Origin of the sequence: Methylobacterium durans (assembly GCF_003173715.1) — a bacterium.
GTDB lineage: Bacteria > Pseudomonadota > Alphaproteobacteria > Rhizobiales > Beijerinckiaceae > Methylobacterium > Methylobacterium durans.
In genome coordinates this window covers 5,387,686-5,411,626 of record NZ_CP029550.1, presented here as the reverse complement: position 1 = coordinate 5,411,626, position 23,941 = coordinate 5,387,686, and the positions used below count along the sequence as shown (strand labels likewise).

Annotated in this window: 38 protein-coding genes and 1 tRNA gene; 13 read left to right on the top strand and 26 right to left on the bottom strand. The window is 66.0% G+C overall.

The genetic code is table 11. The features are described 5' to 3' along the window. Positions 1-141 precede the first annotated feature (141 nt). Positions 142-276, top strand: coding sequence for a hypothetical protein (locus DK389_RS35025; RefSeq protein WP_257791912.1), 135 nt, complete (start codon positions 142-144; stop codon positions 274-276). A 132-nt stretch (positions 277-408) separates the two neighbouring features. Continuing rightward, positions 409-645 carry a hypothetical protein gene (locus DK389_RS25005; RefSeq protein ID WP_109893688.1) on the top strand — a complete coding sequence of 79 codons (237 nt, stop codon included), beginning with the start codon at positions 409-411 and terminating at the stop codon, positions 643-645. 61 nt (positions 646-706) lie between these two features. Here DK389_RS25005 and DK389_RS25000 read toward each other — a convergent pair whose 3' ends face one another. Continuing rightward, positions 707-931: a hypothetical protein gene (locus DK389_RS25000; RefSeq protein ID WP_109893686.1), complete on the bottom strand. Its 225-nt coding sequence runs from the start codon at positions 929-931 to the stop codon at positions 707-709. A 97-nt stretch (positions 932-1,028) separates the two neighbouring features. Between DK389_RS25000 and DK389_RS24995 the strand changes: the two genes are divergently transcribed. Then, positions 1,029-1,310 carry a DUF6522 family protein gene (locus DK389_RS24995; RefSeq protein ID WP_236960353.1) on the top strand — a complete coding sequence of 94 codons (282 nt, stop codon included), beginning with the start codon at positions 1,029-1,031 and terminating at the stop codon, positions 1,308-1,310. A gap of 109 nt (positions 1,311-1,419) precedes the next feature. Here the strand turns inward: DK389_RS24995 and DK389_RS24990 are convergent, their stop codons facing one another. Beyond that, complete coding sequence (locus DK389_RS24990) at positions 1,420-1,938, bottom strand: hypothetical protein (RefSeq protein WP_109893684.1); 519 nt, start codon at positions 1,936-1,938, stop codon at positions 1,420-1,422. 249 nt (positions 1,939-2,187) lie between these two features. Between DK389_RS24990 and DK389_RS24985 the strand changes: the two genes are divergently transcribed. The 3 genes from DK389_RS24985 (at position 2,188) to DK389_RS24975 (ending at position 3,325) form a co-directional block, all read left to right on the top strand. Next, the gene (locus DK389_RS24985; RefSeq protein ID WP_236960352.1) at positions 2,188-2,580 is read left to right on the top strand and encodes a hypothetical protein; all 393 of its coding nucleotides are present in this window, start codon (positions 2,188-2,190) and stop codon (positions 2,578-2,580) included. A 126-nt stretch (positions 2,581-2,706) separates the two neighbouring features. Beyond that, positions 2,707-2,937, top strand: a complete 231-nt coding sequence (locus tag DK389_RS24980) for a hypothetical protein (protein ID WP_109893680.1) — start codon at positions 2,707-2,709, stop codon at positions 2,935-2,937. Between the two features lie 133 nt (positions 2,938-3,070). Beyond that, positions 3,071-3,325: a hypothetical protein gene (locus DK389_RS24975; RefSeq protein ID WP_109893678.1), complete on the top strand. Its 255-nt coding sequence runs from the start codon at positions 3,071-3,073 to the stop codon at positions 3,323-3,325. 171 nt (positions 3,326-3,496) lie between these two features. Here DK389_RS24975 and DK389_RS24970 read toward each other — a convergent pair whose 3' ends face one another. The 19 genes from DK389_RS24970 to DK389_RS24895 form a co-directional block, all read right to left on the bottom strand. Then, complete coding sequence (locus DK389_RS24970; RefSeq protein WP_109893676.1) at positions 3,497-4,228, bottom strand: hypothetical protein; 732 nt, start codon at positions 4,226-4,228, stop codon at positions 3,497-3,499. Between the two features lie 414 nt (positions 4,229-4,642). Beyond that, positions 4,643-4,981 carry a Fic family protein gene (locus DK389_RS35350; RefSeq protein ID WP_335645500.1) on the bottom strand — a complete coding sequence of 113 codons (339 nt, stop codon included), beginning with the start codon at positions 4,979-4,981 and terminating at the stop codon, positions 4,643-4,645. Beyond that, positions 4,978-5,298 (bottom strand): hypothetical protein, encoded by a 321-nt coding sequence (locus DK389_RS35345; RefSeq protein ID WP_335645499.1) that lies wholly within the window; start codon positions 5,296-5,298, stop codon positions 4,978-4,980. Before DK389_RS35345 ends, DK389_RS35350 begins: the two co-directional genes overlap by 4 nt. Continuing rightward, positions 5,288-5,473, bottom strand: a complete 186-nt coding sequence (locus DK389_RS24960) for a hypothetical protein (RefSeq protein ID WP_109893674.1) — start codon at positions 5,471-5,473, stop codon at positions 5,288-5,290. The genes DK389_RS35345 and DK389_RS24960 overlap by 11 nt, the downstream gene beginning before the upstream one ends. A 132-nt stretch (positions 5,474-5,605) precedes the next feature. Further along, positions 5,606-7,333: a DUF3987 domain-containing protein gene (locus tag DK389_RS24955; protein WP_109893672.1), complete on the bottom strand. Its 1,728-nt coding sequence runs from the start codon at positions 7,331-7,333 to the stop codon at positions 5,606-5,608. After that, complete coding sequence (locus DK389_RS24950; RefSeq protein WP_109893670.1) at positions 7,330-8,067, bottom strand: hypothetical protein; 738 nt, start codon at positions 8,065-8,067, stop codon at positions 7,330-7,332. Before DK389_RS24950 ends, DK389_RS24955 begins: the two co-directional genes overlap by 4 nt. 1 nt (position 8,068) lies before the next feature. After that, positions 8,069-8,488 (bottom strand): DUF6511 domain-containing protein, encoded by a 420-nt coding sequence (locus DK389_RS24945; RefSeq protein ID WP_109893668.1) that lies wholly within the window; start codon positions 8,486-8,488, stop codon positions 8,069-8,071. Continuing rightward, positions 8,485-10,125: a DEAD/DEAH box helicase gene (locus DK389_RS24940; protein WP_109893666.1), complete on the bottom strand. Its 1,641-nt coding sequence runs from the start codon at positions 10,123-10,125 to the stop codon at positions 8,485-8,487. The genes DK389_RS24945 and DK389_RS24940 overlap by 4 nt, the downstream gene beginning before the upstream one ends. Further along, positions 10,119-10,286, bottom strand: a complete 168-nt coding sequence (locus DK389_RS32865; protein WP_162560838.1) for a hypothetical protein — start codon at positions 10,284-10,286, stop codon at positions 10,119-10,121. Before DK389_RS32865 ends, DK389_RS24940 begins: the two co-directional genes overlap by 7 nt. Next, the gene (locus tag DK389_RS24935; protein ID WP_194075108.1) at positions 10,283-10,921 is read right to left on the bottom strand and encodes a methyltransferase; all 639 of its coding nucleotides are present in this window, start codon (positions 10,919-10,921) and stop codon (positions 10,283-10,285) included. The genes DK389_RS32865 and DK389_RS24935 overlap by 4 nt, the downstream gene beginning before the upstream one ends. Continuing rightward, positions 10,918-11,877, bottom strand: coding sequence for a PD-(D/E)XK nuclease family protein (locus DK389_RS24930; RefSeq protein ID WP_109893664.1), 960 nt, complete (start codon positions 11,875-11,877; stop codon positions 10,918-10,920). The genes DK389_RS24935 and DK389_RS24930 overlap by 4 nt, the downstream gene beginning before the upstream one ends. Next, positions 11,877-12,407, bottom strand: a complete 531-nt coding sequence (locus DK389_RS24925) for an HNH endonuclease (protein ID WP_109893662.1) — start codon at positions 12,405-12,407, stop codon at positions 11,877-11,879. The genes DK389_RS24930 and DK389_RS24925 overlap by 1 nt, the downstream gene beginning before the upstream one ends. Before the next feature lie 90 nt (positions 12,408-12,497). After that, the gene (locus tag DK389_RS24920; protein WP_109893660.1) at positions 12,498-13,064 is read right to left on the bottom strand and encodes a DUF669 domain-containing protein; all 567 of its coding nucleotides are present in this window, start codon (positions 13,062-13,064) and stop codon (positions 12,498-12,500) included. Between the two features lie 6 nt (positions 13,065-13,070). Continuing rightward, complete coding sequence (locus DK389_RS24915) at positions 13,071-13,874, bottom strand: ATP-binding protein (RefSeq protein WP_109893658.1); 804 nt, start codon at positions 13,872-13,874, stop codon at positions 13,071-13,073. A 115-nt stretch (positions 13,875-13,989) separates the two neighbouring features. Then, complete coding sequence (locus DK389_RS24910; RefSeq protein WP_162560837.1) at positions 13,990-14,541, bottom strand: RuvC family protein; 552 nt, start codon at positions 14,539-14,541, stop codon at positions 13,990-13,992. Then, positions 14,538-14,696 (bottom strand): hypothetical protein, encoded by a 159-nt coding sequence (locus tag DK389_RS32860; RefSeq protein WP_162560836.1) that lies wholly within the window; start codon positions 14,694-14,696, stop codon positions 14,538-14,540. Before DK389_RS32860 ends, DK389_RS24910 begins: the two co-directional genes overlap by 4 nt. Continuing rightward, the gene (locus tag DK389_RS24905; protein ID WP_109893656.1) at positions 14,693-14,989 is read right to left on the bottom strand and encodes a hypothetical protein; all 297 of its coding nucleotides are present in this window, start codon (positions 14,987-14,989) and stop codon (positions 14,693-14,695) included. Before DK389_RS24905 ends, DK389_RS32860 begins: the two co-directional genes overlap by 4 nt. 424 nt (positions 14,990-15,413) lie before the next feature. Further along, positions 15,414-15,842 carry a hypothetical protein gene (locus DK389_RS24900; protein WP_109893654.1) on the bottom strand — a complete coding sequence of 143 codons (429 nt, stop codon included), beginning with the start codon at positions 15,840-15,842 and terminating at the stop codon, positions 15,414-15,416. After that, entirely contained in the window at positions 15,842-16,039 is a 198-nt protein-coding gene (locus tag DK389_RS24895) for a hypothetical protein (protein ID WP_109893652.1), read from the bottom strand. Before DK389_RS24895 ends, DK389_RS24900 begins: the two co-directional genes overlap by 1 nt. Before the next feature lie 38 nt (positions 16,040-16,077). On the opposite strand from DK389_RS24895, the gene DK389_RS24885 reads away from it, so the two are divergent. The 5 genes from DK389_RS24885 to DK389_RS24865 all read left to right on the top strand — a co-directional run bounded on the left by DK389_RS24885 (position 16,078) and on the right by DK389_RS24865 (position 19,469). Further along, positions 16,078-17,067, top strand: a complete 990-nt coding sequence (locus DK389_RS24885) for a LexA family transcriptional regulator (RefSeq protein ID WP_162560835.1) — start codon at positions 16,078-16,080, stop codon at positions 17,065-17,067. A 724-nt stretch (positions 17,068-17,791) separates the two neighbouring features. Continuing rightward, positions 17,792-18,223 carry a hypothetical protein gene (locus DK389_RS24880; protein WP_109893646.1) on the top strand — a complete coding sequence of 144 codons (432 nt, stop codon included), beginning with the start codon at positions 17,792-17,794 and terminating at the stop codon, positions 18,221-18,223. After that, on the top strand, positions 18,223-18,660 hold the full coding sequence (locus DK389_RS24875; protein WP_109893640.1) for a hypothetical protein: 438 nt from the start codon (positions 18,223-18,225) through the stop codon (positions 18,658-18,660). The genes DK389_RS24880 and DK389_RS24875 overlap by 1 nt, the downstream gene beginning before the upstream one ends. 3 nt (positions 18,661-18,663) lie before the next feature. Beyond that, a complete protein-coding gene (locus tag DK389_RS24870; protein WP_109893638.1) occupies positions 18,664-18,879 on the top strand; it encodes a hypothetical protein in 216 nt (71 codons plus the stop codon). Continuing rightward, the gene (locus DK389_RS24865) at positions 18,876-19,469 is read left to right on the top strand and encodes a winged helix-turn-helix domain-containing protein (protein ID WP_109893636.1); all 594 of its coding nucleotides are present in this window, start codon (positions 18,876-18,878) and stop codon (positions 19,467-19,469) included. The genes DK389_RS24870 and DK389_RS24865 overlap by 4 nt, the downstream gene beginning before the upstream one ends. A gap of 352 nt (positions 19,470-19,821) precedes the next feature. Here DK389_RS24865 and DK389_RS32855 read toward each other — a convergent pair whose 3' ends face one another. The 3 genes from DK389_RS32855 to DK389_RS24855 form a co-directional block, all read right to left on the bottom strand. After that, entirely contained in the window at positions 19,822-20,127 is a 306-nt protein-coding gene (locus tag DK389_RS32855) for a hypothetical protein (protein WP_162560834.1), read from the bottom strand. A gap of 169 nt (positions 20,128-20,296) precedes the next feature. Further along, positions 20,297-20,545: a PilZ domain-containing protein gene (locus DK389_RS35770; protein WP_109893634.1), complete on the bottom strand. Its 249-nt coding sequence runs from the start codon at positions 20,543-20,545 to the stop codon at positions 20,297-20,299. A 57-nt stretch (positions 20,546-20,602) separates the two neighbouring features. Beyond that, the gene (locus DK389_RS24855; RefSeq protein WP_109893632.1) at positions 20,603-20,854 is read right to left on the bottom strand and encodes a pilus assembly protein PilZ; all 252 of its coding nucleotides are present in this window, start codon (positions 20,852-20,854) and stop codon (positions 20,603-20,605) included. A gap of 356 nt (positions 20,855-21,210) precedes the next feature. On the opposite strand from DK389_RS24855, the gene DK389_RS24850 reads away from it, so the two are divergent. Together DK389_RS24850 and DK389_RS24845 are read left to right on the top strand one after the other, a co-directional pair. Further along, complete coding sequence (locus tag DK389_RS24850) at positions 21,211-21,360, top strand: hypothetical protein (RefSeq protein ID WP_236960350.1); 150 nt, start codon at positions 21,211-21,213, stop codon at positions 21,358-21,360. Then, positions 21,357-22,448: a tyrosine-type recombinase/integrase gene (locus DK389_RS24845; protein WP_109893628.1), complete on the top strand. Its 1,092-nt coding sequence runs from the start codon at positions 21,357-21,359 to the stop codon at positions 22,446-22,448. Before DK389_RS24850 ends, DK389_RS24845 begins: the two co-directional genes overlap by 4 nt. Positions 22,449-22,488: 40 nt before the next feature. Here DK389_RS24845 and DK389_RS24840 read toward each other — a convergent pair. Next, a tRNA-Met gene (locus tag DK389_RS24840) sits at positions 22,489-22,565 on the bottom strand. Between the two features lie 114 nt (positions 22,566-22,679). Then, on the bottom strand, positions 22,680-23,921 hold the full coding sequence (gene trpB, locus DK389_RS24835) for a tryptophan synthase subunit beta (protein WP_109893626.1): 1,242 nt from the start codon (positions 23,919-23,921) through the stop codon (positions 22,680-22,682). Between the last annotated feature and the right edge of the window lie 20 nt (positions 23,922-23,941).

The following is a 23,941-nucleotide window of genomic DNA, read 5'->3' as shown; positions in this document are numbered from 1 at the left end:
TCGACACCTCCCCCACCCAGGAAGGACCCGGCGAACATCCAATCGGCAAATAGCTTGCGATCCGAAGCATCCGGCTCGTAGGCTAGGAGGTGATTCGCCGATGTGGTCGCGATGACAGCTTTCGGCGATTGGAGACACGCTATGGCCAAGGTCGGCGATCTCCGAAGCATCGGACATGTCCGCGACCGCGATCCCCTCATCTCCTTTGCGCACACCAGCTTCAGCTTGGCACTTGCCTGCATGCTGACGTTGCTCGCTCAGCCTTTCCTGTCCTGACGTGCAGATCAAGGCGAGCGCGCTCACCACGTCGCCTCCCGCTGCACCTCTCAGAGCTCCATGCCACGCACTTGTCGCAGGCACGGTTCTCCGCCCGGTCCGTTGACCTAGGTCGATTGAGAGGTCCCGCCGGTGTATGAGAAGCTGATCACCCTGAACAACGTCCTCATCCAGGATACTGCCGAGCGTCATCTCGCGCCGCTTCGAGGTGAAGGGCTGCAGTATCGGATGTGGGTGACGGGCACTCCCCGAAGCAGCACAGTCCACATGCGAGTCGCTGATCTCACGTCCGAGATGAAGGCGCGCATCGCCGACGTGCTCAGTGGACGAGGGGTCCTCTTCGACATTGAGGATGCGCAGGCGGCCTGAACTGAAGCGAAGGCGCTCACCGCATCAGATCCTCGTGCAGCCGCCAGCGCTTGCCGCGACGTTAAACCCACTCAGGGTTCTCGCGCCGCAATCGCGGGAGCTGCTTGTAGACGCCGCCCTCGGTGATTCCCCAAGCCGAGGCAATGACCTTGAGCCGGACGAAGGGGTCTCTGCCGGGACGCGCAGCTAAGGGCTCAGCCCCTGCCAGCACAGCCGCGATCGCCTCGGCGCTGGCGAGGCAGGCCGCGCGGGCATCCTCCAGGGCTGCGCGCTCAGTCGGCGTCATGGGCGCGCTCCTTGAGCAAGTAACTTTCCGACTCCTCAAGATCAAAGGGTGATACGGTCAGTCTCAGCCCGTCTCTGCTGTCGAGCTGAGGGAGGGCATGGCGATGCGCCTGAAATTTGACCTTCACGACAAATGGATTGTCGACCCACACGAGCTTGCAGCGAAGCTCGGCACCGATGCGACTGAACTGCGCCGACTGGACGAGCTTGGCCTCGTCGTCTGCCGTGTTGTTTCGGGGATCGGTGCAGACGAGGGCAAATCCCGGGTGACCGTTCGAACCGAGCAGGCCGGCTGGGAAGGCGTCTTCGACTTGACGGGCGCTCTGATCGACGAGAGCCGGCTGCCGGACACGACGCGGCTGAATGGATTTACCCATTAAGCACCCATCACGTAGCATCGTCCGGGCAGTCCTTGGCCGCCGGGTGATGGGTGACCCTTGATGACGCGTCGGAGCTGCAGGGCGCTCCTGGGAATCGGCTTCGGCAACTCTACCGCCTCGTCCGCATGGCTTGCGCCACCGCCTTGGGTAGCTCGCGCCGCATCTCTTCCTGCATGAAGCGGGCGAAGTCGCGCCGGAAGGGGACGTCGGCCTTCACACGCGTCGCGGCTTGCAGCTTGAACATCAGTTGCAGCCTCTGGGTCTTGCCCTTGCCGACGGCCTGGAAGATGAGGCCGTCCTTCACGACCTTGCGCTTGAGGTTGCCGGGTCGCTGGCTGGCGACCACACCCTTCGAGCCGCGTCGCACCCGCGAGGTCGGGATGGCGAAGCGGCCGGACTGAGCCCGCTTCACGCCACCCTTGTCGTGCAGGTTCAGCGTTGCCCTGCCGATGCGGTCCACGAGGGCGACGCGCAGATCGGTCTTCTTCGAGAACTCAGGCTGGCGAAGAGCGGCCTTGATGAAGGCCCTGTTCCGCACCTTGACGTGAGACGGCCAGGTCTCGTCCGCGAGGCGATCCCGTGTCCTCAGCACGGCTTGGTTCAACGTGCGGCTGATTGCGAATGGCATCTGATCGGCAGATGCGCCTACACTCTGGGCCGCGCGCTCCAACGCGCTCAGATCCAGAGTCAGCACAGCCCCATCTCCCGCATCACCGCACCCGGCATCTCGATCACAGCGAGGGCCCAGATTTCCCAGGCGCAGATGGAGAGGATGAGGAGGTCGGAGAGGCGGGGGTGGGCCAAGGGCACGAGCCTCGCTATTTATTTCGGACCGTATCAGCAAGAAGTGTGGTAGTCGGACTGCAGCAATTCTGCGATGTCGGCCGATCGAGTGCGCGAAATGACAGCCTTTTCCTATCTGATGGCCAATCTGAAATGGCTGATATTCGGTGCTCAAGCTGATCGGAAGGGCCGCAGACTGGCCGACAACGCCGAGAGGGGGCAGTCATCGGGCCCGATGGTCTACTATAGGCGGAACTTCGAGGAAGACTACAACGCCGCTTCCGCGATGCTGAAGGGACGGATGAACGCCAGATACCCGGATAGCTACCACGCCCGGCTCGGCGGAGGTGGTAACAACAGCTACAACTATGGCGACAAGCGATCTCAGGCTGTTGACACCGCATCCACTGCGATTGCCCACGCTCTGCGCGCCGGCGCTACCGCTCATCAAGCCGCAGAGGCCGGGGCAGCCAGCATCGGCATCTGATGAGCGAGCCGCAGCGGAGCTGCCTGAGAATGCGGGTCGAACATTGGCGCCTCCGGGCAACGGGCTAGTCCCGTACAACGGCCCCGAAAAGGTCTCGTCTCGCCGAAACTAAGAGGAGAAGCCGGCATGGACTGGAGCGACTGTAAGCACAATCCGCAGGCTTACGGGCTTGCGGCCGCGGCCCTCACAGTGGCGCTGATCAAAGACCTTGCGGCGAAGGGTGTGCTTTCGCAAACCGAGGCGCGAGAAATCGTCTCCTCAGCAAAGCACGAGTTGGAGCGGTCACAAGCGAGCCACGTGAAAGCCGCGAAGAAGATCGTCGAGACAGAGATCTTGCCAGATTTTTCGGGCAGTTAAGTGCGCTGGGCAGATTCTGATCAAAGAAGCCGGCTCAGCTCGGGGTCTACATGCCGTCCTCGGAGCCGCCTGCCTGACCTATGCTCGGCCTCAAGTGCGGGCATGAGGCCCGGCCAAATCGAAGGAGGGGCAGTTGGAGCCCGTTGATTACGACGAGATCGTCACCGTCATCTGGAATGAAGACGCCACTACGTCATCCAAAGACACTGCAGCGTCGAGCGGCAAACGGGATTGTAGTCTGAAGGATGCCGTCCTGATGATCATGGATGAATGGCGGGGCTCGCCGAGGCGGTCAGTCAACATCATCCTCCCTGATGGCAAGCCGCCGATCACGGCCTACGATGACGTCAGGGCAATCTACGAGCGCGAAGACTTCCCCGCCAATTAATGCAAAAAGCCCTGGAGCGGCTGATCGCTCGCGGCGCATTTCTCCTACTGCCTCGGTGATGCCGTGGGCCGGGTCTGAAGGACACATCCCGCATTGCGGGCAGTCGGGGCGGTCTAGGACGCGCACGCTCCAGATAACCTGACCGACTAGATGCAGCATCAAACGAATCCGTCAAGCGGCTTCCAACTGATCTTCTGCAAGTTCCACAGGAGTTGCCCGCCCAAAGATGTCGGCGACGACGGTGTAGCGACCGCGAGCGGCATCGATCCGCTCAATCACTCCGGTGCAGGCGGCGAATGGCCCAGCGGAGATGCGAATGGTCTCGCCCTCCGAGAAGAGCGCCTTGATCAGGTCCGGCACGAGCTTGTCGTTCCGACAGTGGCCGGTGATGTGATCAGCGAACTTCTGCATCGCGAGTGGTCCGATACGGATCGGCCTCGCGCTGGCCAGCCACTCGCGCGGCGTCCAGATCCAGGAGCCCTCGCCGAGCGCCCAGACACTCTCCACGTGCTGAACGGCAGCAAGGTCAGCGGGCCCCTCGCCTTCCGCGATGCCGACGAACAGGAGCCTGCGCAGCAGCGGAACCTGAGCGACGCGGGCCTTGCCGTTCTCGGCGACGAGACGCTCTTCCTGGCGGGCTTCGAAGACGGGCAGCCCAGCCTCGCGCAGCATCTGAGCGCAACGCGCGGCGCGGTTCTGCTCGGCCCGGACCACGATCCAGTCGCGATCTTGATCGACTTCGAAACGATCGGTCTTCGCCCTGGCGCGCACGCGCTCCGGGCTCGGCATCGCCACCCGCTGACGGATCTTCATGCGCGACAACCGGCGCTTGCGCGCCGGGCGGCTGAGCTTCTTTTTCTTCGCCAGCGCCTTCGTCTGGCGGGCAACGTCTTGCAGGTTCATCACGGCGGCCTCTCTCGGGGTCGCCGCGGTCACGGTCGGGATACGCGGGGTGGAGAATAGCGGGCGGGTGGCACCAGGCAAGCCCGAGCGCGCCCAATGGGTTTTTGGGGTTTTTACGGGTGGCCCCAGAAACGAGGGGGAAAATGGCCTCAGAAAAAATGTGAGAGGCAGGAACCCGTAATAACTGTAATAACAGAAAAAATTCTTTTTCTACCTTATATATCAATCTCTTGGCTGTGGAGGTTTTTGCGGTCGAGTGTCCCTGCAAAAACCCGGTAAAAACCCAAGCGTGTCGATGCCGCGGAGGGTTATTGCGGACCGCAAAAACCTCCGGCTCCCGTAAAAACCCTGCCTGTGGATGGCGCACGAAAAAGCCCCGCCGAAGCGGGGCTGTGAAGCGAAAGGCGGCGCGGTCTATTTTTGGCCTGCCGCCTCGTTGGCGGCATGGAGCAGCTGCTTGGCGAGCATCGACTCGAGCATCTTCTCAAGCGACGACACGTCGATGGCGTCCTTGGTCCAATGGGAATCGGCCTCCTCCAGCGCGTCGTAATACGGTCCCTTGTCGGCTGCGATCTGCTCCGGAATCGTCGGCGTGCCTGGCAGCAAACTGTCCAGTTTGATGCTCATGACGACGTAGGACACAGCGCGCGACGTCCTGCCGTTCCCGTCGGCGAACGGGTGGATCCAGTTCAGTTTCCAGAGCACGTAGGCGGCTAGATGAATGGCCGAAGCCGTTCTCCAGTTCGTGTTCACGTACTCGCAGAGGTCCGAGACCTCGTCGCTGACGTGCAGGCCGCCGGCGGCTTGTGCGTGCTCTGCCCGATTGAAACAGGCGTATTGCGGAAGGTGCCGGCGAGCGGATGGATGCCCTTCAGCGCGGTCTCATGCAGCGCAAGGATCGTGCTCTGACGCAGTCGGAACGGGCGCTCCTGATCATGCACATGGCCCCGGATCATCTCCAGGGCCATCTGATATTGCCTGACGCCGTTTTCCGCTTCGCGCTTGGCCTTCTCGACCTCGTCGGTGATCAGCTCCGCGGTTTCGGCGACGCTGTGGCGATCACCGGCCACCGTTGTCCTCGCGCTCCACCTTGAGGTCGGCCTCCGCCACCATCTCGCGCGTGATGCGCTCGTTCTCGATGTGCGTGTTGCCGTACACGAAGCTCTGGCGCTGCTCGCGCAGCTGCGAGGGCGTCATCTCGACCTCGCGGGCACGCCGCACGAGCTCCAGCAGTTCCTCACTCATTGCCATGCCTCCTGACTCGCATTGACGGACGCTAGTACCCCATTAACGCGCTGGCGAGCCGGTTCGAAAAAAATTCTCCCCAGCGGGTTTTGCGCGCCACGCATCGCGTGGCACGTGGCAGTGAAAGGGCCGTCAACGAAGCACGTATATCGTTTTCGGGCGGCCGCCTTTCGAGCCCTCCGGCGGTTTCTCCTCCAGTACCTCGATTTTTCCGGCCTCGGCCAATCCGCTTAGAATGCCGATTAGATCGCGCACCTGCAGTCGGCCATCGACCTTTCGGTAAAGATCGGAACGCGTGATGCGTCGGCCCTTGGCGGTGCGAATGAGCGCCAGCACCATCTTCGCGTTGGCCTGATGCTCGTTCTCCGACATGTGGTTGCGCAGGCCGTCCACGAAGGACGCCATGCACCAGTCGACGAGGCTTGAGGCCCAGCCCACATCACTCGCCTCAATCCGGCACGCGCTCATGTCACGCCAGTGCCGTCCGCAGGCCAGGACAAGGGAGAGGCGCTTCACCATCTCGGCCGAGCGCGCATAGACCTCGAGCACGGAATCGTCGTCGGACGCCACGATCATGGCCCTGGCCCGTACCCGCGCTTCGCCAAGCAACGTCTCGGCGTCCGGCGCGATCGGCACGATGAAGGGGGCAGGCGGGTTCTCCGCGTCGTCTGCCATGGAGCTCGGCGCGTGGCTCAGCGTGCGTCCATCCTGCCACGTCCGGAGCGCGCGGAGCGCCTCAACGATTGTCGGGGGCACCTCGTCCTCGGGCACGAGATCGGTGCTCTCCTCGACCCGCTTGTGCCGCTGCAGCACGAGGAAGCGGTTGAGGAAGCCGCCCGCCACCTGGGCCGACCGCAGCTGCGAGTAGAAGTTGGTGGGCGTCGTGGCGCCGAAGAAGGTGAGGCTCGGCCGTTTGATGGACGTGTCCGCGCGCACCGTGACGCCCTCGGGCTCGAACGAGCCGAGGTTCTTGCCCCAGACCGAGCAGTAGTCGTCGAGCAGCGCCATCTCCTGGCTGGAGGCGTGCCGCGACACGAATTTTCGCAGCACCTTCCCGACCTCGTCGATGACCTGCACCTGCACGGGCCGCTCAAGCAGCGACAGGCCGAGCTTCGCCGACGAGGACACGGATGGCTTCACGAGATGCTGCAGCCCGGCCGCGGCGAACATCTGCTTGATGGCCTCCTGCGGCCGATCCTTGCCGCCGCCGGTGGGGGCGATGGCGAGCCAGTACAGTGCTGTGCCAGTCCGCGGCACGCCCGTGTAGACTTGGCGCCCCACCGCCACGCCGACGGCCGAGAGCGCGGCCGCCGTCGCGAAGAGGCGGCAGGGGAACATGGACGTCGCCATGATCCAGTCGGCGATCTCGCCAACGAGGCCATCGACCCGGAGCGCTTCGTCGGGATAGTCCTGCCCGACCGCGACCTCGGGCATCGTCGGCGTGACGAACTCGCCCGTCTCGGCGTCGACGAGCTCGCCGTTCGGCGCCTCCACGACCTGCCGCGCGAGCAGGCCCGCCGCAATGTCAGCGCCGATCGCGTCGCGGTCGACGTAGCCGAAGGAGGCCGGGTCCTTCCCCATCTGCTGGCAGAGCCAGAACGCGGCGTCCTTGGGTTCGCGCTCGAAGCCGAACGCCATCACGAGATCGATCGGTGTCCGCGCGCCGTGGCGCGCGTCGCCCATGTCGCCGACGCCCCAGTCCCGGATGCCGTTCGGCGCGATGGAGAGATCTTCCTGGAGGTTGCGGCCCAGCGCCTTCGACGAGACCCGGAACGCACCGGTGCCGGGCTGGAATCGCGCAGCCGCGCCGAAGATGGTCGGCACCCAGGCCTGCAGGTTCGCCAGCGCCGCGGTGTTCACGTTGCGGTAGAATGGCGTACCCTCTCCCGATTGAGAGAGGGGGCGGAGACCCGCGTCCCAAGCGACTGATTTTGTTCCGTTATCGGTATACCGATAGCGCTTTGCCCCGCGCCCTTCCGGCGTTCCTGCTCGGCATCGAAGGCCCCGACCCGCGCCTGCAGCGCGGCAAGCGTCCGCGGCGCCGGCCTGATCTCGGTCGGCGTGCCGGGCACGTGCCAGCCCGTGATGGTGAGGTAGCGTTGCGTGCCGTAGATCTCGACGTTGACCGGATCGCGCTTAAGGCTCGCCGTCACCTTGCCCAGCGCGATGAGGCGCAGGCCCGTCTCGGACGGTGACACCTCGCAGTAGGTCTCGCCGAGATCCACAATCTCCTGCGCCCAGGCTTCGATCTCGCCGGTGTCCGGATCCCGGCAGTTGTCGAGGTCGAACCCGGTGAGTTCGTCGTCGGAGGTCAGAACGTAGCCGACCCCGCTCATGCGGGAGCGCGTCGCGCGCGCCACGGCCTCGTCGTAGGTGCCCCAGTGGCGCGGGTTGCTGTGGCTCGCCGGCAAGCCGCTCGCGGGCTGGAACGGCGGCTTCGTCGGCTTGCCGCCGTCGTCGCGGTAGACGTACTTCCAGGCCACCCACTGGCGCCGCGCCTTCAGCTGGGCGATCGCCGGCAGGTCGGGCAGGTCGGAGAAGTTGCACGGCCTCGGAACAGCGGCCGGATCGAAGGTGAAGTGCAGGGCCGCCATGTCACGCGGCCTCCTGGCCAGCTGCCTCGGCCTCGAGTTCTTCGGTGGTCTTGTGCGCGTGGATCACCTCGCCGAAGCCGTCGCGCAGCACGCCCTTGCCGACCTCGCGGCGGATCGCGTCCCCAAAGCTCGTAATCAGGGTCTCGCAGAACACCCGCCAGTTCGCGGGATGGAGCTTCGCCAGATCGGTCTGGCCGACACTGTCGAGGTAGGCCCCCGCCGCGTCACCGGCCGCCGCGATGGCCCGCGCCTCGAACTCGTCGAATGATCTGGCACTCATCCTGATCGCCTTCATGCCGTACCCGCCGTCGGCGCACTGCTGGCACAGCCATCCGATGCGGTTGCCTTGGTTCACCCCGAGCCCGTCCGCCCGCCGACGGCAGACGAAGCAGGACTCTGAATTGTCGAGGTGCTTGGTCACGCAGCCTCGTCGAAGTCTCTGACGGCCCGGCTCGACCAGCCCTCGCCGGCGGCGAAGCGGTAGCCGACCACCTCCCAGAACTTGCCGGCCTGCCGGACCTGGATCTCGTGCGGCCAGACCAGATCGTCGGCGCGCGCGAGCCCTTCCTCGACCGTCGCGGGAGGCTCGCCGCCGCCCATCCGGCGCCACCAGTCACAGGCCTTCCGCGCCGCCGTGCCGCCGTGCTCCAGGCAGACCCAGAGCCGATACGTGGAGACCCCGCAGTGAAACTCGGCCCGGAGACTGTCGGGCGACCCGGGCTTGGTGTGCCGGGCGAACGACATGCCGGTAACGGTGAGCCAGGGCGGGCCGTCGAGCGACAGGATGGCGTGCACGGCGTCGGCTACGGCGTCGTGTCTCGGCGCCTCGTCGCGGATCCACTCGTGGCCGCAGGTCGTGCAGATCCGGGTGTTGAGCGCGACGAGGCTCCGGCAATCCGGGCACTCCTTGGCGCGGACCTCCTCCTCGCCCTCCTTCGCGGCCGCCTTCGGCTTGCCACGCGCCGTGATCGCGTCGATCGGGCCGTGCGCCTTTACGAGGCCGGCGTAGTCGAGGATGAGCGCGTCCGTCTTGCCCGGCGCGCGCCGCAGGGCGCGCCCGACCTGCTGCACGTACAGGCCCGTGGACGCCGTCGGGCGCAGCAGCGCGACGAGGTCGACGTGGGGCACGTTGAACCCGGTCGAAAGCACCCCGACGCTGGTCAGGCACCGGATGCGGCCGGCCCGGAACGCGTTGATGATGGCGTCACGCTGGCCCGACGGCGTCTCGCCGGACACGGCCTCGCAGGTCAGGCCGCGGGCCCGGATCGCGTCACGCACGGCCTCGGCGTGCTTCACGCCGGCGCAGAAGGCGAGCCAGGCGCGCCGGTCCTGGCCGAGCGCGACCATCTCGGACACCGCGCTCTGCGTGATGTCGTCGTGATTGACCGCGGCCTCGAGCTGGCCCGGGATGTAGTCGCCGCCGCGCTTGCCGACGCCGGTCAGATCGAAGCTCGTCGCGGTTGCCTTGCTGACGAGCGGCGACAGGTACTCGTCGCGGATCAAATCGCCGACATTCGCCTCGAAGACGATGCGCTCGAAGATCCGGCCGTCACCCTCGTCGAGCCGGCCGGAATCGAGCCGGTAGGGCGTCGCGGTGAGGCCGACCACACGCATATCCGGCGTCACGGCCTGCAGGCCGGAGAGGAACTTGCCGTAGCTGGTGTCCGACGAGCGCGGGATGAGGTGCGCCTCGTCGACGATGACGAGATCGAAGCCGCCAAGGCGCCCGACCTTGTTCCAGACCGACTGCATGCCGCAGAACAGGATCCGGCTGTGCGTATCGCGCCGCCCGAGCCCGGCCGAGTAGATGCCAGCCGGCGCGCCGGGCCAGTAGCCCAGCAGCTCCTTGAAGTTCTGGCTGACGAGCTCGCGGACGTGCGTGACGATACAGATCCGGAGGTCCGGCCAGCGCTCCAGCGTCTCGCGCACGAGCGCCGCGATGGCGAGCGCCTTGCCGGCGCCCGTGGGCAGAACGATCAAGCCGTTGCCGCCGCCGTCCTGCCAGTGCTCGTAGAGCGCGTCCAAGCTGGCGCGCTGGTAGGGGCGGAGGCTCAGCATTGCCGCACCTCCATCTCGTTGAGGCGATCGGCGAGCACGTCGGCCGCGATCTGCAGGGCCGCGAGCGCCACTTCCTCGGTGGCGTCGGCCAGGATCTCGGCGATGTCGCGCAGGGCGTTCTCGTAGAGCTCCAAGAGCGTGGGGTCGGCAGGGCGGGTCATGCTGCCACCTCGTAGTCGGCCGGCCGCTCCAGCTTGCGCCGGCAGGGCGGAATCCACACGAAGGCCGGCACGCCGTTGGCGCACGGGCGGTGCGGGCGCGTCTCCCAGACGATCCAGCAATAGGCGGTGGCCGTGGAGCCGTTGGGTTCCAAGCGGCCCTTGTGCATGGGCACGCGCTCGGAGAACTGCAGGATCGCGGTCGGCTTCCGCTTCGAGAACAGCGAGTCGTACCGGCCGACGCTCTCCAGAAAGGCCGTCCGGACCAAGATCGCGGCGCCCTCGCTGGCGCGGTCGATCATGGTGTGCGCGAATTCCTCGGCGAGCCGGAACGGAGGATTCGTGATGATCCAGTCGAAGGCCGGCTCGTCACCCGGAAAGAGGAAATCCCGGACCGCGCCGTGGCCGTAATTCACCGCGTCGGAGGCGTAGACCATCTCGAAATACTCGGAGAGCGGCCGCACCATGTGCCCGAGGCCGCAGGCTGGCTCCCAGGCACGCCGGCGCTTCAGGTCGCGGTCGACGCCGATGAACTCGCACAGGGCGCGCGTAGCCCACGGCGGGGTCGGGAACAGGTCGAAAGAATCGGCCGCCTCGTGGCGCTGCGCCATGACGGCGTGTGAGAGGTTCTGGCTCACGCCGCCCTCCCCTGGCCAGCGCCGTCGACCCACGTGGAGCCGTCGCCCATGCAATAGGTCACCGTCCCGCGCGTCGGATCGGCGTCGACCTGCTCGCCGGGGACGAGGTCCGGGATGAAGAGGTGCGCGTTGCAGCCAGCCTGGGCCGCATCGTAGGACAGCCGGCGCCTGTGACGCTCGCAGTCCCAGCGCGGGCCGTCGCTCGGCGTCGAGGACAGGCAGGTCCGGCAGTTCTGGCGCGGAAATGCGCCCTCATGGCAGATCGCCCGGGCGGGGCAGAACTGGCACGCGAAAGCCGCCTTCGAAGTCGGGTCCTCGTAGAGCCGGGCCGGCGGTCTCGGTGTGGCCACGATGCGTTCGACGCGGGCGACCAGCGCCAGGCAGAACGCCGGGTCGTACTCGACGCGCTCGCAGTGGATCGCGTCGTCGTTCTTGTTGGCGAGCATGTAGAGCCCGCGGCGCAGGTCGAGCGCGTGCATGTAGAGTTGGATCTGCGCGAAGTGCTCGGGCTTCGTCTCGCGGATTGGGCCCTTCACGATCGCCTTGAACGACTTGTCGTTGGCGCTTTTGCACTCGACCGCGTGCGGCGCCGTCGGCGCCTCGGGCAGGCCGGACGCGACCCCGTCGAGCTTGCCGCGAAGGTGGCCGCCAGCGAGATCGACCCGGATCTGCTTGCCGGTGGTCTCGTCGATCTCCTGCACGTCGGCGCCGATCATGCGGAGCATGTCGAGCAGACGGCCTTCGTAGATGTTGCCGGTGTTGAAGCGGCGCTGGCGGGACCCCTCAGCGCTCTCGGGCGGGGCGGCCCAGCGGAAGGCGTACCAGAGTGCCCGGTCACAGGGATTGATGACCTGAGACATCGGCACGCCGGCGCTATCGCCGTCGCGCGCAGCCGCCACGAAGGCAGCGTCGATGGCGAGTGCGGTGTGTGAGAGGGGCGGCGGGAGCGCGGCCATCAGGCGGCCCTCGCAAAAGCGCCAAAAATCCTATCGGCAGCTGCGGTGTACGCCGCAGACGCAGCTTCAGCTGTGTCGAACAGCCCAAGGTGAATCTGCCGGTCGTTCGTCTTAATATAAGCCTTAAATTTCCGTCTTTGCTTCGACCAACTCACCCCCTTGAAGCCAGAAGTATTATTCTTCGCGATCTGCCTGTTGGCAGCATTGCCGCGCTCATCAGCAAGACGCAAATTGCAAAGCTTGTTGTTGAAAGTATCGCAATCTCTATGATCTACGATCCCATCCGGCAATTCGCCGTGATGGAGAGCCCACGCCACAATATGCGCGCCGATCTTGCGCTGACCGATAACGATCCTGAGATAATTGTCATCTGGGCGACGACACCCAGCGGGCGTGCCGACGAGATATTGCAGATGCGGCGCAGGAGCTTTGATCCAGCGCACGATACCCGTTGTCCCATCGTAAGCTAGGTGCGCACGCAGCCAACTAAGATCGTCCAGTCCCTTTGAGACGAGAAAGTGCCGTGCCATGAAACGGTGCTCCGTTTGGCTCAAGAAGTCGGACAGGGTGGAAGGGCGGCCGGCGAAGTCTTGGAGGGCCGAGCCGGCCGCCCGGCTACGCTAGAACGGGATGTCGTCGTGCTGCTGCGAGCGCGCCGCCTCATTCTGGCGCGCAGTCCAGGGCCGCGAGCCAGTGCCGCCACCGCTCGGGCGCGCAGCGCCGCTGGATTGCGCGGACTGGCGCTGCGGAGCAGCCTTGCCGGCCGGCGGCTGGCCGCCGCGGGCCTTGTAGCGCTTCACCGCGTTGCGGGCGTCGTAGGTCTTATCGCCGACCGTGCGGGGCGGCTCGATCTTCAGCGTCGCGACGAACGGCTTGAAGTGCAGATCCTCGCTGTCCGTGATCGGACCCGTGCCCGTCGCGGTGCAGATGTCGGCGAGTGCCCGCTGGGCGATCTGCTGCGCTGTCGGGTTCGAATTGCGGATGTTGAGGTTGTCCCAGACCTTCCGATTGGCGAACTGCCCGTCGATCACCTCGAGGGTGAGCTTCAGCATGTCGCCGCCGTTCTTCGTCGCTGCGATCTCGCTCTCGACGATCTGCACGTTGTAGTCACCCTCGGGCATCGGCTCGAAGGAGCGCTCGTCCTCCGGCACGTCGGCCGGGTCGAAGGTGTTGCCGAGATAGGCCATGGCTGATCACTCCGCTGCGATGCGAGCGGCGTCGGCCGTCGCGAGGTGGGGGAAGAAGGGGGCGAGGGCATCGAAGCCCTTGCCGGGCTCGTAGAGCGTCTTCTCGGGCAGGCCGTAGCGGTTGCCCGCGGCGTAGGCCGGGCGCGAGGTGGCATGCATCCAGACCGAGCGGCCGCCCTGCCCGATCGCCCGGGTCTTGTTGAAGCCGGCTTCCTCCGACTTCACTGTGACGTCGGGCTTCACCAGCAGGACGACGTCGGCCTCGCGCTTCAGGAAGTCGCGCGCCTTGTCGTGCAGGTCGATCTCGTAGCGCGAGTAGCCGACTGTTTCGGGATCGTCGAAGCGCTCAATCTTGGAATGCGCGATCAGGATGATCGTCATCCCGCGGTCGCGCCGCAGAGCGTTCAGTCCGTCGAGCACTTCCTGCCAGACGGCCAGGGCGTAGACGTAGCCCTTGCCGTAGCCGAAATCCTCGATGCGCTTCTTCTTATTGCCCTTGTCGTCGCCGCGCTCGCCGGTCTCGGCCCAGATGATGGGCTGCAGAGCCGTGACGCTGTCGACCACCACGGTCTGGAACTCGTGCTCGCGCTCATAGAGCATGCCGATCGCCGACATGAGGTCTTCGAAGCTCTCGATCTTGCCCATGCTGGCGATGTCGAGAACGCCGTCGCCCTCTTCGGTCTGCAGGAAGACCGGGTTCGGAAACTCCGAGGCCAGCGTGGTCTTGCCTGCCTTCTCGGGTCCGTATTCGAGGATCACGGGCGGCCGTGGCCGCTTCTTCTGCGTGAGTTGATCCCAGGAAATAGCCATTCGTTCTCTCCTGTGCGGTCGCCATGTCTTGGGAAGGCCCGGGGGCACCCGGAACAAGACAGGGAATGGCGACCTGACCGCCCGTCGGCGGTGCCCCGGGTGCCCCTCGGCGTTGCTAAGCGGCCAGCTCAGGGGAGGCCGACGCGGCAGCCTCCCCGTCGCCGGCGCATCCCGACCGCGCCGCGGTCGTGGAAAGGGTAAGCAGCTTCTCCGCGCAGTAGCGGGCCAGCAGAGCGGCCTCGGCGCGGTTGTGATCCTTCTTGCGAGCGAAAAGCTCGGCTGAGGCCGGGAACATCTGCAGCGCCAGCGCGCGCGACTGCTCCTTGCCTTCCGGCCCACCGGCGAGCCGAAATGTCTTCTTCCAGGAAGCGGGCGTCACGAGGTGATAGGGCACCTCGCAGACCGCGACCGCGACCTTGGCGGCAGCGTAGGCCGAGCCGAAGCGAAACGCCTGCACAGCACCGTCCCGCGGCATGGGCCCGACACGCTCGACGATGGCGAGCGTCGGCAGCATTTGCCGAATGCGACGGATGAGCGTCGCGGGTTCCACCTCGCCATCGACTACCGGCATGTCCTCGACGGCCACGCGAGCGGGCTCGGACGGGAAGTAGAAAGCGATCGCGCCGGTCAGGCCAGGATCGATGGCGAGGATGCAGGGCTCGATCATCGCGAGCGCTCCTGCTTCGGGGAAATCTCCTCGGCGCGGGCGTCGCAGGCGTCGGCCTTCTGCTCCAGCGCGCGACCGCGCGCAAACGCGCGGAGCGCGAGCGTGCGCAGCCGGTCGGCGCGCCACCGCAGCATGAGCCAGTGAAGGAACTTCACGCTTCCAACTCCGCGTACTCGAGATCACTGAATTCGCTGTCGACGGCGGCGCGGACCGCGGCCAGCCGCCGACGCTTCTCCTGGCGCGCGGCCTCGCGCAGCCATGCCGGCGGCGATCGCATGCCGGCGACGAGAAATTCCGGCCCATAGGCGCTGAAGATCGGGCCCACCCAGACGAGCGATGGGCACGCCTGCCCGGAGAACCACTTCTCGACGGTTCGCGCCGGAGCGCCGAGGTTGCCGGCGACCGTCTGCACGGGCTTCAACGGATGAAGCCGCCGCCATTCGTCCACCCAAAGCTGGGTGTCGATCCACCCAAGTTTGCGAACGTTCGACCCAGAGTTTCGCATCTGCTTCCTGCATGTTCGAGGAAGCGATGCAGCACTGAGTGGGGAGGGAGAGAGCGCGGATGAGGTCATGCCGCGACCACCGAGGACAGAGGACGACGAGCGCGCAGGGCCTGGCAGCCCGAACCGCGCGAGAGGACGCCGAGAGCTCCTGGCAGGGCGATCGGCAGACGAGAGAGAAAAGACCGCGCTGGCAGACGCGCTTCCCGCGCGCTGCCGCTGCGGCGGCTCGCAGAAGGAAGCGGGTCAAGGCGCAGGACCTCGACGCGCGAGGCCTGCAGTTGCAGCTGGAGCGCGCGGTATGCGCCCGGCCGATCACGCGAGACCTGAGTCTCGACCGGACGCAAACGGGTATGGCGCGACGCAGCCATCAGACCCGCGCCTCCGCGGCGCGACGGATGGCTGCGACGGCATGAGCCGGCGGGATCCCAAGGCAATCCTCGAGATCGACGAGCGTCAGGCCCGCCTCGTGGAAGCAGGCGACGGCATGCTCACTCAGCGCGTCGGCATCGACCGGCCGGGCGCGCAGACGCCGGACAAGCGCGGATGCGGTGGCGTCCTGGCGCTTGCACATCACGCGAAGACGTTGCGCCGGCCTCTGCTTCGGGCGCCGCGAAGCGGCCGCTCGGTTCACGTAGGCGTTCGTCGCAATGCGATCGCGCAGGCCGAGTTCGACGCCGCGCTTGTAGACGAAGGCGTGACTTGCACCGATGCTGCAGCCGATCGCGTAGGTCGTGAGACCGTTCTCGACGCCTTCGCGGATCGCATCGTCGTGCATTACGCCGTAGCCGCGCCGCATCACCGACCCTCGACATGCTGAGGACCGGAGAACGGTGCGCGGAACGGATGCGCGGTCAGACCCCAGAAGATCAGCGCCCACATGCCGATGCTGAGCGCGACGCCGAGCGACCAGCCGGCCAAGCGGCTCATTTCGCGATGTGCGACAGGCGCCGGCTTGCGCTGCGGGAACGGGATGATGCGAGCGGCGCGGGTCATGCCGCGGCTCCTGTCCGCTCGGCGGCGCCGCCCGTCTGGTGCGCGAGGATGAATTGCCGAATGCGTGCCGCTTTCTCGAGCGTCACCGTGCTCCCGGCGCGGAGCCGCATAACGAGCTTACCGTCGTTCACCGCTTTGCGGCCGAAGGTGCTCGCAGCCATCTCGGCCGAACCGATGAAGGCCTCGATCTCATGAAGAAGCTGGCGCGTCTCGCTCATAGCGAGAGGGATAAAGGGCATTTGCCCATCATGTCAATGGGCATCTGCCATATTGGCGATGGGCAGAAGGGTGGGCACTCTCCCACCATGCTCGACAATGCAGTTCGCCGCCGCCTGGAAGAGGAGATGCTCGCGCAGGGCCGCGAGATGAAGGAGCTGTCGTTGGCAGCTGGCCTTGGCGAGACCTACGTGCGCGACGCCCTGAAGCGCGGCCGAGGCAAGCTAGAAAATTTGGTGAAAGTCGCTGCGGTACTAGGTAAGCCGCCGGAGTGGATCTTAGGTTTCACCCACGTATCAGATGTTCATGCATCTGGCGGAAATGCTCAGACGCGCAAAGACGCTGTAATACGCAATGTTTTGCAGCATATCGGCGGACCTAAAGAGCTTAGTTTTGACACGGCGCCAGCATATGGGCCGCCTCTCGATGTGATCGGTGTGGTCAAGGGCGGCGACGACGGACGGCTCGTCTACAACGGCCAGGTAATCGAAACGATTCCACGACCACCCATCCTGGAGAACGTCGAAGACGCCTACGCCACCTATGTAGCTGGTGACAGCATGCGGCCGCGGTTCAAGGAGGGAGAGAAGGTCTGGGTTCACCCGCACCGTCCTGCCCGGCGCGGAGACGATGTCGTCGTACAGCTCTATCCGGAGCAGGAGGGCGATGCGCCGGAAGGCTACATCAAGGAATTCGTCCGGTACTCAGGTTCGAAGCTCGTGCTTTATCAGCATAATCCGAAAGGCGAGATCGAAATTGACCGGAAGCTCGTTAAGTCAATCCATGTGATCGTCGGGTCTCTTTTTGCGTAGCTTCACCACAGATCATTTCTAACGAGATGCTTTTCCCTAAGCCTCCGGCGCCGAAGCAGTCGTAGCACTTCAGCCGTCGGCCCAGATCGCCGAACGTAGCGCAGCCAGCTTGCTCTAAGGCCGAGAGCTTCCCGCGATCGAGAAACGCCAAGTGGCCGCAATCATCACAGACCACCCGCACGGCGTCTGCGGCTGTCAAAGGCACATCGAGACGAGGGTCCTTGTTCTTTGCCGTTCGTCGCCGACTCACCATGGCAGGGCTGCGGTGAGGAATTCCTCGGGGATGGTGCCATTCTGGGCGATGACAACAGCATCCCCCATTCCCCGTCGCTCGGATCGCCAGTGCGAGCGACGGCGAGCGCTCCCACGATGTTCCCTCGCAATGCTTCTACAGCTCGCTCGGCGCTTCGCCGTGAAGGCACCTGAACGGCATCGCCAGGGATGATCCTGTTGCCCTTTGTCGCTCGCTTGAAGGGCTGCACGACATAGAATGTCACCTCCGACATCCGACGACTCCAGTTCCGCGGTTTCGCTAAGGCTGCGTCACGCGATGGAACAAATCCAGAACAAAACGCGCGGTTCCGCACCGGATTTCGGCACGCCTGTGGACAACGGTGGACAAAGAGCAATGGGCGGAGAGTAGGGCGATTGCCCATTATTCGCTTGACATAGGGCATTTGCCCATTATGGTTTGCCCATCGCCACCGCCGCGATGGAGCCACCGATGCCCACCCACCGTCCCCTCGATTGGCGCCGCGCTCTCGCCGATCTCAAGTCCGACCGCTCCGCCCGCCCCGACGTTCGCGAAGAGCCGCTGAACACGCGGGCGAACCTGCGCGGCACCCCTGCCCTTTCGCTGTCTGCTTGGCGCGGCCGCAGCGGCAGGCGGTTCGTGGTCGGCGTCCACACTCTCGAGCAGGCCAGCACCGACGACTTCGGCTCCTGCGTCGCGATCGCCGTGAAGCGCAATGCGGATGGCATCGCCGAGATGCTGTTCGCCGCCGACATCGACTTCGAGATCGCCGCGACCGGCTTCCTCGTCCTGGCCCGCCGCGGCGGCGCGAACGAGATCCACATCCACCGCTTGGCCGCCTCGGTCGCCGAGCGCGCCGCGATCGCCGCGGATCTCGGGCTTCTCGTCGAGGAGGCGGCGTGATGGGCGCCCCGGTCTTCTACGACGACGCCGCGACGAGCCAAGCCGCCCGCGCGCTCACCAACCTGCACGAGGCCGAACGGCATCTGGTCGGCCTCGTCCGTGACGCCGGTGACGGCGCAACCCGGTACTGGTTCCCGAACCACGATGCCGACGCCACGATCGCCAACGCGATCCACCGGTTCGAGCAGCGCCAGTTCGAGTTTCTGCGCGCACTCTGCAGCGAGATGGTCGGCGAGACCTACCGGCCGCCGGCAAGCCTCGACGCGCTCAAGGCGGCGCTGAAGGCCCGGATCGTCCGCAACGAGGCCGACCAACGCGCTACGCCGCACGGGCCTGTCGCCCAGGCCGAGGCGATCCGCGGCGCCGAGCAGTCCTTCCTCCGATCCGCCCATCAGCACGGCGCCGACCTCGTCGCCGTCGTCTCTCCCTGGGGTTGAGCCATGGTCGAGTCCCTCCCCTACGTCGTCGCGTTCATCGCGATCTGCGTGATCCTCGCCCTCGCCTTCGTCGTCCTGTCCGGTCGGACACCGCAGGTCCGGCGCGCCGATGGCAGCATCGGCAACGACGTCACCGCGCTCGGGCTCATCGCCTGGGGTGCCGCGACGGTCTCCGGCGTGCCGAGCCTCAGCCTGTGGCTGTGGAGCCTGCAGGCATGAACGCCCCGCTCCGCCTCGTCACCATCACGCGCGACGCGCCGGCCCGGGTATTCAGCCTGAAGGTGCCGGAGAGCCTGCACGCCGCGGTCCGTGCCTATCAGGCCGAGACCGGGCTCGACGACACGGCCAGCGCCGTGCGCAGCCTGCTCCGGCTGGGCCTGCGCCCGCACGGTGAGACCACGGCGCTGAAGGCAGCCCACGCCGCGCAGTGCGCCGAGTACGAGGCCCGGATTGCGGATCTCGAGGAGGCGCTGCGGCAGGCCAGGGCGGCAGAGGTGCCGAGCCTCGATGTACCGGGGCGCTGGGGCCTCACGACCCGGGAGGCGCAGCTGCTGACGCTGCTGCGGGCCCGCGCGCCGCGCATGGTGCTGCGCTTGACCGCGATGAGCGACATCTACGGGCCGCTGAGCCGCGACGCGCTGGACCCCAAGGGGCTCGACGTTCCGCTCTGCTTTCTGCGCCGCAAGCTCGCCGCAGCCGGCGTGCCGGTCGCCATCCGGACCCGGCGCGGGCTGGGCTGGCAGATCAGTGAGTCCGACGCCTTGGTGCTTGATGCTGCCATCGCCGCCGAAGCGCGGAGGACGGCATGACCGACCACATCGCGGGGTTACGCCGCCTCATCGATCTTGTTGCGGCTGTCCGCGATCGCCGCGGTGGGACGCGCCAACAGGCGCGGCCACTCCATGCGGCTTGGTCGCGCCGGTGGCGGTGTTGCGCGCCGATCCGTTTCAACGGGGTCTGGGCTCACGCTCTGAGCTCGGGATGGCGCGAGCGATATTCCAAAGAACGCGAAAGACATCGCGGCATGCCTCGAAAACAGATTTTGTGGATCTCTGCTAAGGAAAGACTTTCTGAGACCCGCTTGTTCCTCCGACTCGCGTTTCGACCGGTCGTATTGGCGAGGGCCGCCGCATGACCCCCGTCAAGCACAGCGCCGGGGCCTCAGTTTTTTGTCGATCCCGGTGCCTCACTCATCGCCACCATGCGATCGAGAGCGGTGCGCAACTGCTCGAAGGCGGCGGGCGATCCACGCAACTGAGCAACTACCTTGCGGTGTCCAATCAGCGTGCCGTCGGTAGCTATGTCCTGCACGATTGCGGTGAGAAGGATACGCCCGACGCCGTTGCCGGTGCCAAAGATCGGCGCTTCATCGAAGTAGATGATGGGCGCATCAAGCGCGCCTTCGAGTTTTTGCGGGTCGCCAGTTTTTATTCTGGGCAAAGAGAAGGGGTTGATTGGATCACGCAAGGGGAGAACTCCCACGTTGCTCGGCAACGATCAGGTGACCGCCCACACAGCGCACGAACATATGCACGAGCCGTTCCCAGGGCCATCACCACCCCCCGCCCGGCAGGGGAGGCGCGGTCGTGAGCGCTCACCTAAGCGGTAGATCTGCTTCGCTCAAGCCGCCGCGCTTTCAGATCGTGAAAGCCACACCGAGCCGTCGTCCGGTTCGCCGCACCACGAGGCAGCTCCGAACGACGCCGTCCGCGTGGACAACAAGGTCGAATGCATCGGGCGGGCTACTTGGCGGCTCTACCTCGATCAGTGCTCCCGTCGCCGACATGTTCCAAATGAGGCATGGAGTATACGCCACTCCCTCGAACAGAAGCTCGCCGGAGCTAAAACACTCGGCCCTTTGTTCTTGGCGGCGCTCTGAAGTCATCGCCCGGTTCCTTCCATCTCACTCTTGTGCGTTTCCCAGCGCCCTCGTGATGCGCGCTCAAGCCACGAACGCGACGCCGATCTTTCGTCCATCGCGCCAAGTCTGCATGGCGTTGCGGTCGAGGTTCAGGGCGGTCGCGATCACCCGGAAGCGGCGGGGCGGAGATGCGTGGGGCTCGACTTCAATCAGTGCGCCGAAGTCCGAGACGTTCCAGATCAGGCAATGCAGGCAGTGCGGCTCTTCGTGGAAGAACAGCGACCCAAGCCTGAAGGCATTTCGGCGTGGTGCCTGCCGGCGCTCGACGAACATCGTGCGACTCCAAGTGGCCCCTGTCGCCTGTTTAGCCCATCACAGGTTAAGTCTGTCTGAAAGAATACAGAGGGCTGTGCGTGCCTGTGCGTCGGCAGCAGGCTCCGCCTGATGCCCCCGCTCCACCCCAACGCTGCCCGGGCCGACGGACAGAGCGCGAACGGTGTCCCAAACAGTCAACTAGAGGACGGACAGGCCGCGAACATCGGGCCCGCGCCGGACCGGAACATGAACTGTCGCAGGGCCGACGCGCCCGCAGGGAGGCTGTGATGCCTAGAAGCGAAGGCGTGCCGGCTCCGCACAGCCGGCTTCTGACGCCCGCGGAGGCCGCATCCTACTGCCGACTGTCGCGGCCGATGTTCGACCGCCTGTGCCGCGTGCAGCCCATCACGTTCGACGGTGCCAATGTGCGTCGGTTTGATCGGCTGGACCTCGACCGCTGGATCGAGGCGCTGAAGAGCGGCGTCATGGAGAGCGACGACGACATTATCGCGAGGCTCGGATGACGCTGATCCGCGTCAAGGGCTTCAAGATCTTCAAGGATCGGCACGGCAAGCCCCGCTGCTATCACCGGAAGACCGGCGAGCGGATCGACCTTGAGAAGGCGCCGCTCGGCTCCGCGGGGTTCATGGCCGAGGTCGCGCGGATCGGCGCCGCACAGGAGAAGGTCGCGGCGAAGCCCGGCACCCTCGGCAGCCTGATCAAGGCGTACCGCGAGCACACTGCGTTCACGGACCTCGCGCCACAGACACAGGCCGACTACCAGAAGGTGCTCAACTACCTGAAGAGCATCGAGGGTACGGACCTGAAGCGGTTCGAGACGCCGCTCATTGTGCGCATCCGGGACAAGGCTGCCGAGAAGAAGGGGCGCCGGTTCGGCAACTACGTGAAGGCCGTTCTCTCCCTGCTGTTCGCGTGGGGTGCCGAGCGCGGGCACATGAGGGGCAACCCCGCGCAGGGCATCAAAGACATTCGGAGGAAGAAGGGCGCCGCCGAGGCGAACCGGCCCTGGACGGACGCGGAGCGCGCCGCTGTGCTGGAGGCCGCCCCGCCACACATCAAGATCCCGGTCGCCTTGATGATGTTCACCGGCCTCGGCCCAAAGGACGCACTGACGCTGCCGAAGGCCAGCTACCGGGATGGGGAGATTTCGACTAGCCGGGCCAAGACCGGCGAGCCCGTGTTCTGGCCCGTGCCGCTGCCGCTGGCGATGGTCCTGGCTGCAGCGCCTGAGCACCCTGCCCCGACCCTCTGCGCGAACTCAGAGGGCAAGCCTTGGACGCTGTCAGGCTTTCGGGCGAGCTGGCGCCCGATCCGCGTGCAGTTGGAGAAGGCCGGGCGCGTGCAGCCGGGGCTGACGCTCTACGGCCTGCGCCACACGGTTGCAGTGATTCTACGGGAGATCGGGCACGACGAGCGTACCATCGCCGATGCCCTCGGCCAGCGCACGATCGAGATGGCCCGACACTACGCCAAGGGGGCCGATCTGGCGCCGAAAATGCGGGCTGTTGTGGCGTCGCTGGACGCGGAATTAGCGCGACGCGGTGTCAAAACTGACCCGGAAAAGCGTCAACCCTTAGGGGGTGACGCTTAACCTGAGCCCGGGAATATGTTGTTTTTGTAGTGACTTAAGATGGTAGCGAGGGAGGGATTTGAACCCCCGACACAAGGATTATGATTCCTCTGCTCTAACCAGCTGAGCTACCCCGCCCCAAGCCGGGCCGCCGATGCGATCGGCGGCCGTTCGGAGACCGGCGGTATAGGGAGAACGGGCTTCCGGTGTCAACGGGCTCCCATTCCCGAACCGCGCGAAAAGCGCCCCCGCTCAGAGCCGCGTGCCGAGGATCTCGGCGACCTGCGGGATGTCCTTGTCGCCGCGGCCGGAGAGGTTCAGCACCATCAGGTGGTCGGCGGGCTTGGCCGGCGCGATCTCCAGGACCTTGGCCAGCGCGTGGGCGGGCTCCAGGGCCGGGATGATGCCCTCGAGCTTCGAGCAGAGCTTGAACGCCTCCAGCGTCTCGGAATCGGTCGCCGAGAGGTAGGTGACGCGGCCGGCCTCGTGGAGCCACGCGTGCTCGGGCCCGATGCCCGGATAATCGAGGCCCGCCGAGATCGAGTGCGCGTCGGCGATCTGCCCGTCCGCGTCCTGCAGGAGATAGGTGCGGTTGCCGTGCAGCACGCCCGGCTTGCCGCCCGTGAGCGAGGCCGCGTGCAGCCCCGAGGCGACGCCGTGGCCCGCCGCCTCGACCCCGTAGATCTCGACCTCGCGGTCGTCGAGGAAGGGGTGGAACAGGCCCATCGCGTTCGAGCCGCCGCCGATGCAGGCGATCAGCGAATCCGGCAGCCGCCCCTCCTGCGCGAGCATCTGGCTCTTCGTCTCGCGTCCGATGATCGACTGGAAGTCGCGCACCATCGCCGGGTAGGGGTGCGGGCCCGCCACCGTGCCGATGCAGTAGAACGTGTCCGCGACGTTCGTCACCCAGTCGCGCAGGGCCTCGTTCATCGCGTCCTTGAGCGTCTTGGTGCCGGATTCGACCGGGATCACCTCGGCGCCGAGCATCTTCATGCGGAAGACGTTGGGCGCTTGGCGGGCCACGTCGACGGCGCCCATGTAGACCACGCATTGCAGGCCGAAGCGGGCGCAGAGCGTCGCGGTGGCGACCCCGTGCTGGCCGGCCCCCGTCTCGGCGATGATCCGCGGCTTGCCCATGCGGCGGGCGAGCAGGATCTGGCCGAGCACGTTGTTCACCTTGTGCGAGCCGGTGTGGTTCAATTCCTCGCGCTTGAAGAACACCCGCGCCCCGTGGCCCCGCTTCGCGCCCGTGCGCAGGTGCTCGGTCAGGCGCTCGGCGTAGTAGAGCGGGCTCGGCCGGCCGACGTAGTGGGTGAGGTAGGAATCCATCTCCGCCTGGAAGGCCGGGTCGGCCTTGGCCGCCTCGTAGGCCGCCTCCAGGTCGAGGATCAGCGGCATCAGGGTCTCGGCCACGAAGCGACCGCCGAAGATGCCGAAGCGGCCGCGCTCGTCGGGGCCGGTGCGGAACGAGTTCGGGGTGGGGGCGATGGTCACGGGCTGCAATCCTGGCAACG

Bases quoted from the DNA above. Each gene is read 5' to 3' on its own strand.
- DK389_RS35025 (WP_257791912.1), top strand. From the start codon at position 142: ATGGCCAAGGTCGGCGATCTCCGAAGCATCGGACATGTCCGCGACCGC.
- DK389_RS25000 (WP_109893686.1), bottom strand. From the start codon at position 931: ATGACGCCGACTGAGCGCGCAGCCCTGGAGGATGCCCGCGCGGCCTGC.
- DK389_RS24995 (WP_236960353.1), top strand. From the start codon at position 1,029: ATGGCGATGCGCCTGAAATTTGACCTTCACGACAAATGGATTGTCGAC.
- DK389_RS24990 (WP_109893684.1), bottom strand. From the start codon at position 1,938: ATGCCATTCGCAATCAGCCGCACGTTGAACCAAGCCGTGCTGAGGACA.
- DK389_RS24985 (WP_236960352.1), top strand. From the start codon at position 2,188: ATGTCGGCCGATCGAGTGCGCGAAATGACAGCCTTTTCCTATCTGATG.
- DK389_RS24980 (WP_109893680.1), top strand. From the start codon at position 2,707: ATGGACTGGAGCGACTGTAAGCACAATCCGCAGGCTTACGGGCTTGCG.
- DK389_RS24970 (WP_109893676.1), bottom strand. From the start codon at position 4,228: ATGAACCTGCAAGACGTTGCCCGCCAGACGAAGGCGCTGGCGAAGAAA.
- DK389_RS24960 (WP_109893674.1), bottom strand. From the start codon at position 5,473: ATGAGTGAGGAACTGCTGGAGCTCGTGCGGCGTGCCCGCGAGGTCGAG.
- DK389_RS24950 (WP_109893670.1), bottom strand. From the start codon at position 8,067: ATGGCGGCCCTGCACTTCACCTTCGATCCGGCCGCTGTTCCGAGGCCG.
- DK389_RS24940 (WP_109893666.1), bottom strand. From the start codon at position 10,125: ATGCTGAGCCTCCGCCCCTACCAGCGCGCCAGCTTGGACGCGCTCTAC.
- DK389_RS32865 (WP_162560838.1), bottom strand. From the start codon at position 10,286: ATGACCCGCCCTGCCGACCCCACGCTCTTGGAGCTCTACGAGAACGCC.
- DK389_RS24930 (WP_109893664.1), bottom strand. From the start codon at position 11,877: ATGGCCGCGCTCCCGCCGCCCCTCTCACACACCGCACTCGCCATCGAC.
- DK389_RS24925 (WP_109893662.1), bottom strand. From the start codon at position 12,407: ATGGCACGGCACTTTCTCGTCTCAAAGGGACTGGACGATCTTAGTTGG.
- DK389_RS24920 (WP_109893660.1), bottom strand. From the start codon at position 13,064: ATGGCCTATCTCGGCAACACCTTCGACCCGGCCGACGTGCCGGAGGAC.
- DK389_RS24915 (WP_109893658.1), bottom strand. From the start codon at position 13,874: ATGGCTATTTCCTGGGATCAACTCACGCAGAAGAAGCGGCCACGGCCG.
- DK389_RS24910 (WP_162560837.1), bottom strand. From the start codon at position 14,541: ATGATCGAGCCCTGCATCCTCGCCATCGATCCTGGCCTGACCGGCGCG.
- DK389_RS24900 (WP_109893654.1), bottom strand. From the start codon at position 15,842: ATGCGGCGCGGCTACGGCGTAATGCACGACGATGCGATCCGCGAAGGC.
- DK389_RS24895 (WP_109893652.1), bottom strand. From the start codon at position 16,039: ATGACCCGCGCCGCTCGCATCATCCCGTTCCCGCAGCGCAAGCCGGCG.
- DK389_RS24880 (WP_109893646.1), top strand. From the start codon at position 17,792: ATGCCCACCCACCGTCCCCTCGATTGGCGCCGCGCTCTCGCCGATCTC.
- DK389_RS24875 (WP_109893640.1), top strand. From the start codon at position 18,223: ATGGGCGCCCCGGTCTTCTACGACGACGCCGCGACGAGCCAAGCCGCC.
- DK389_RS24870 (WP_109893638.1), top strand. From the start codon at position 18,664: ATGGTCGAGTCCCTCCCCTACGTCGTCGCGTTCATCGCGATCTGCGTG.
- DK389_RS24865 (WP_109893636.1), top strand. From the start codon at position 18,876: ATGAACGCCCCGCTCCGCCTCGTCACCATCACGCGCGACGCGCCGGCC.
- DK389_RS35770 (WP_109893634.1), bottom strand. From the start codon at position 20,545: ATGACTTCAGAGCGCCGCCAAGAACAAAGGGCCGAGTGTTTTAGCTCC.
- DK389_RS24855 (WP_109893632.1), bottom strand. From the start codon at position 20,854: ATGTTCGTCGAGCGCCGGCAGGCACCACGCCGAAATGCCTTCAGGCTT.
- DK389_RS24850 (WP_236960350.1), top strand. From the start codon at position 21,211: ATGTTCGACCGCCTGTGCCGCGTGCAGCCCATCACGTTCGACGGTGCC.
- DK389_RS24845 (WP_109893628.1), top strand. From the start codon at position 21,357: ATGACGCTGATCCGCGTCAAGGGCTTCAAGATCTTCAAGGATCGGCAC.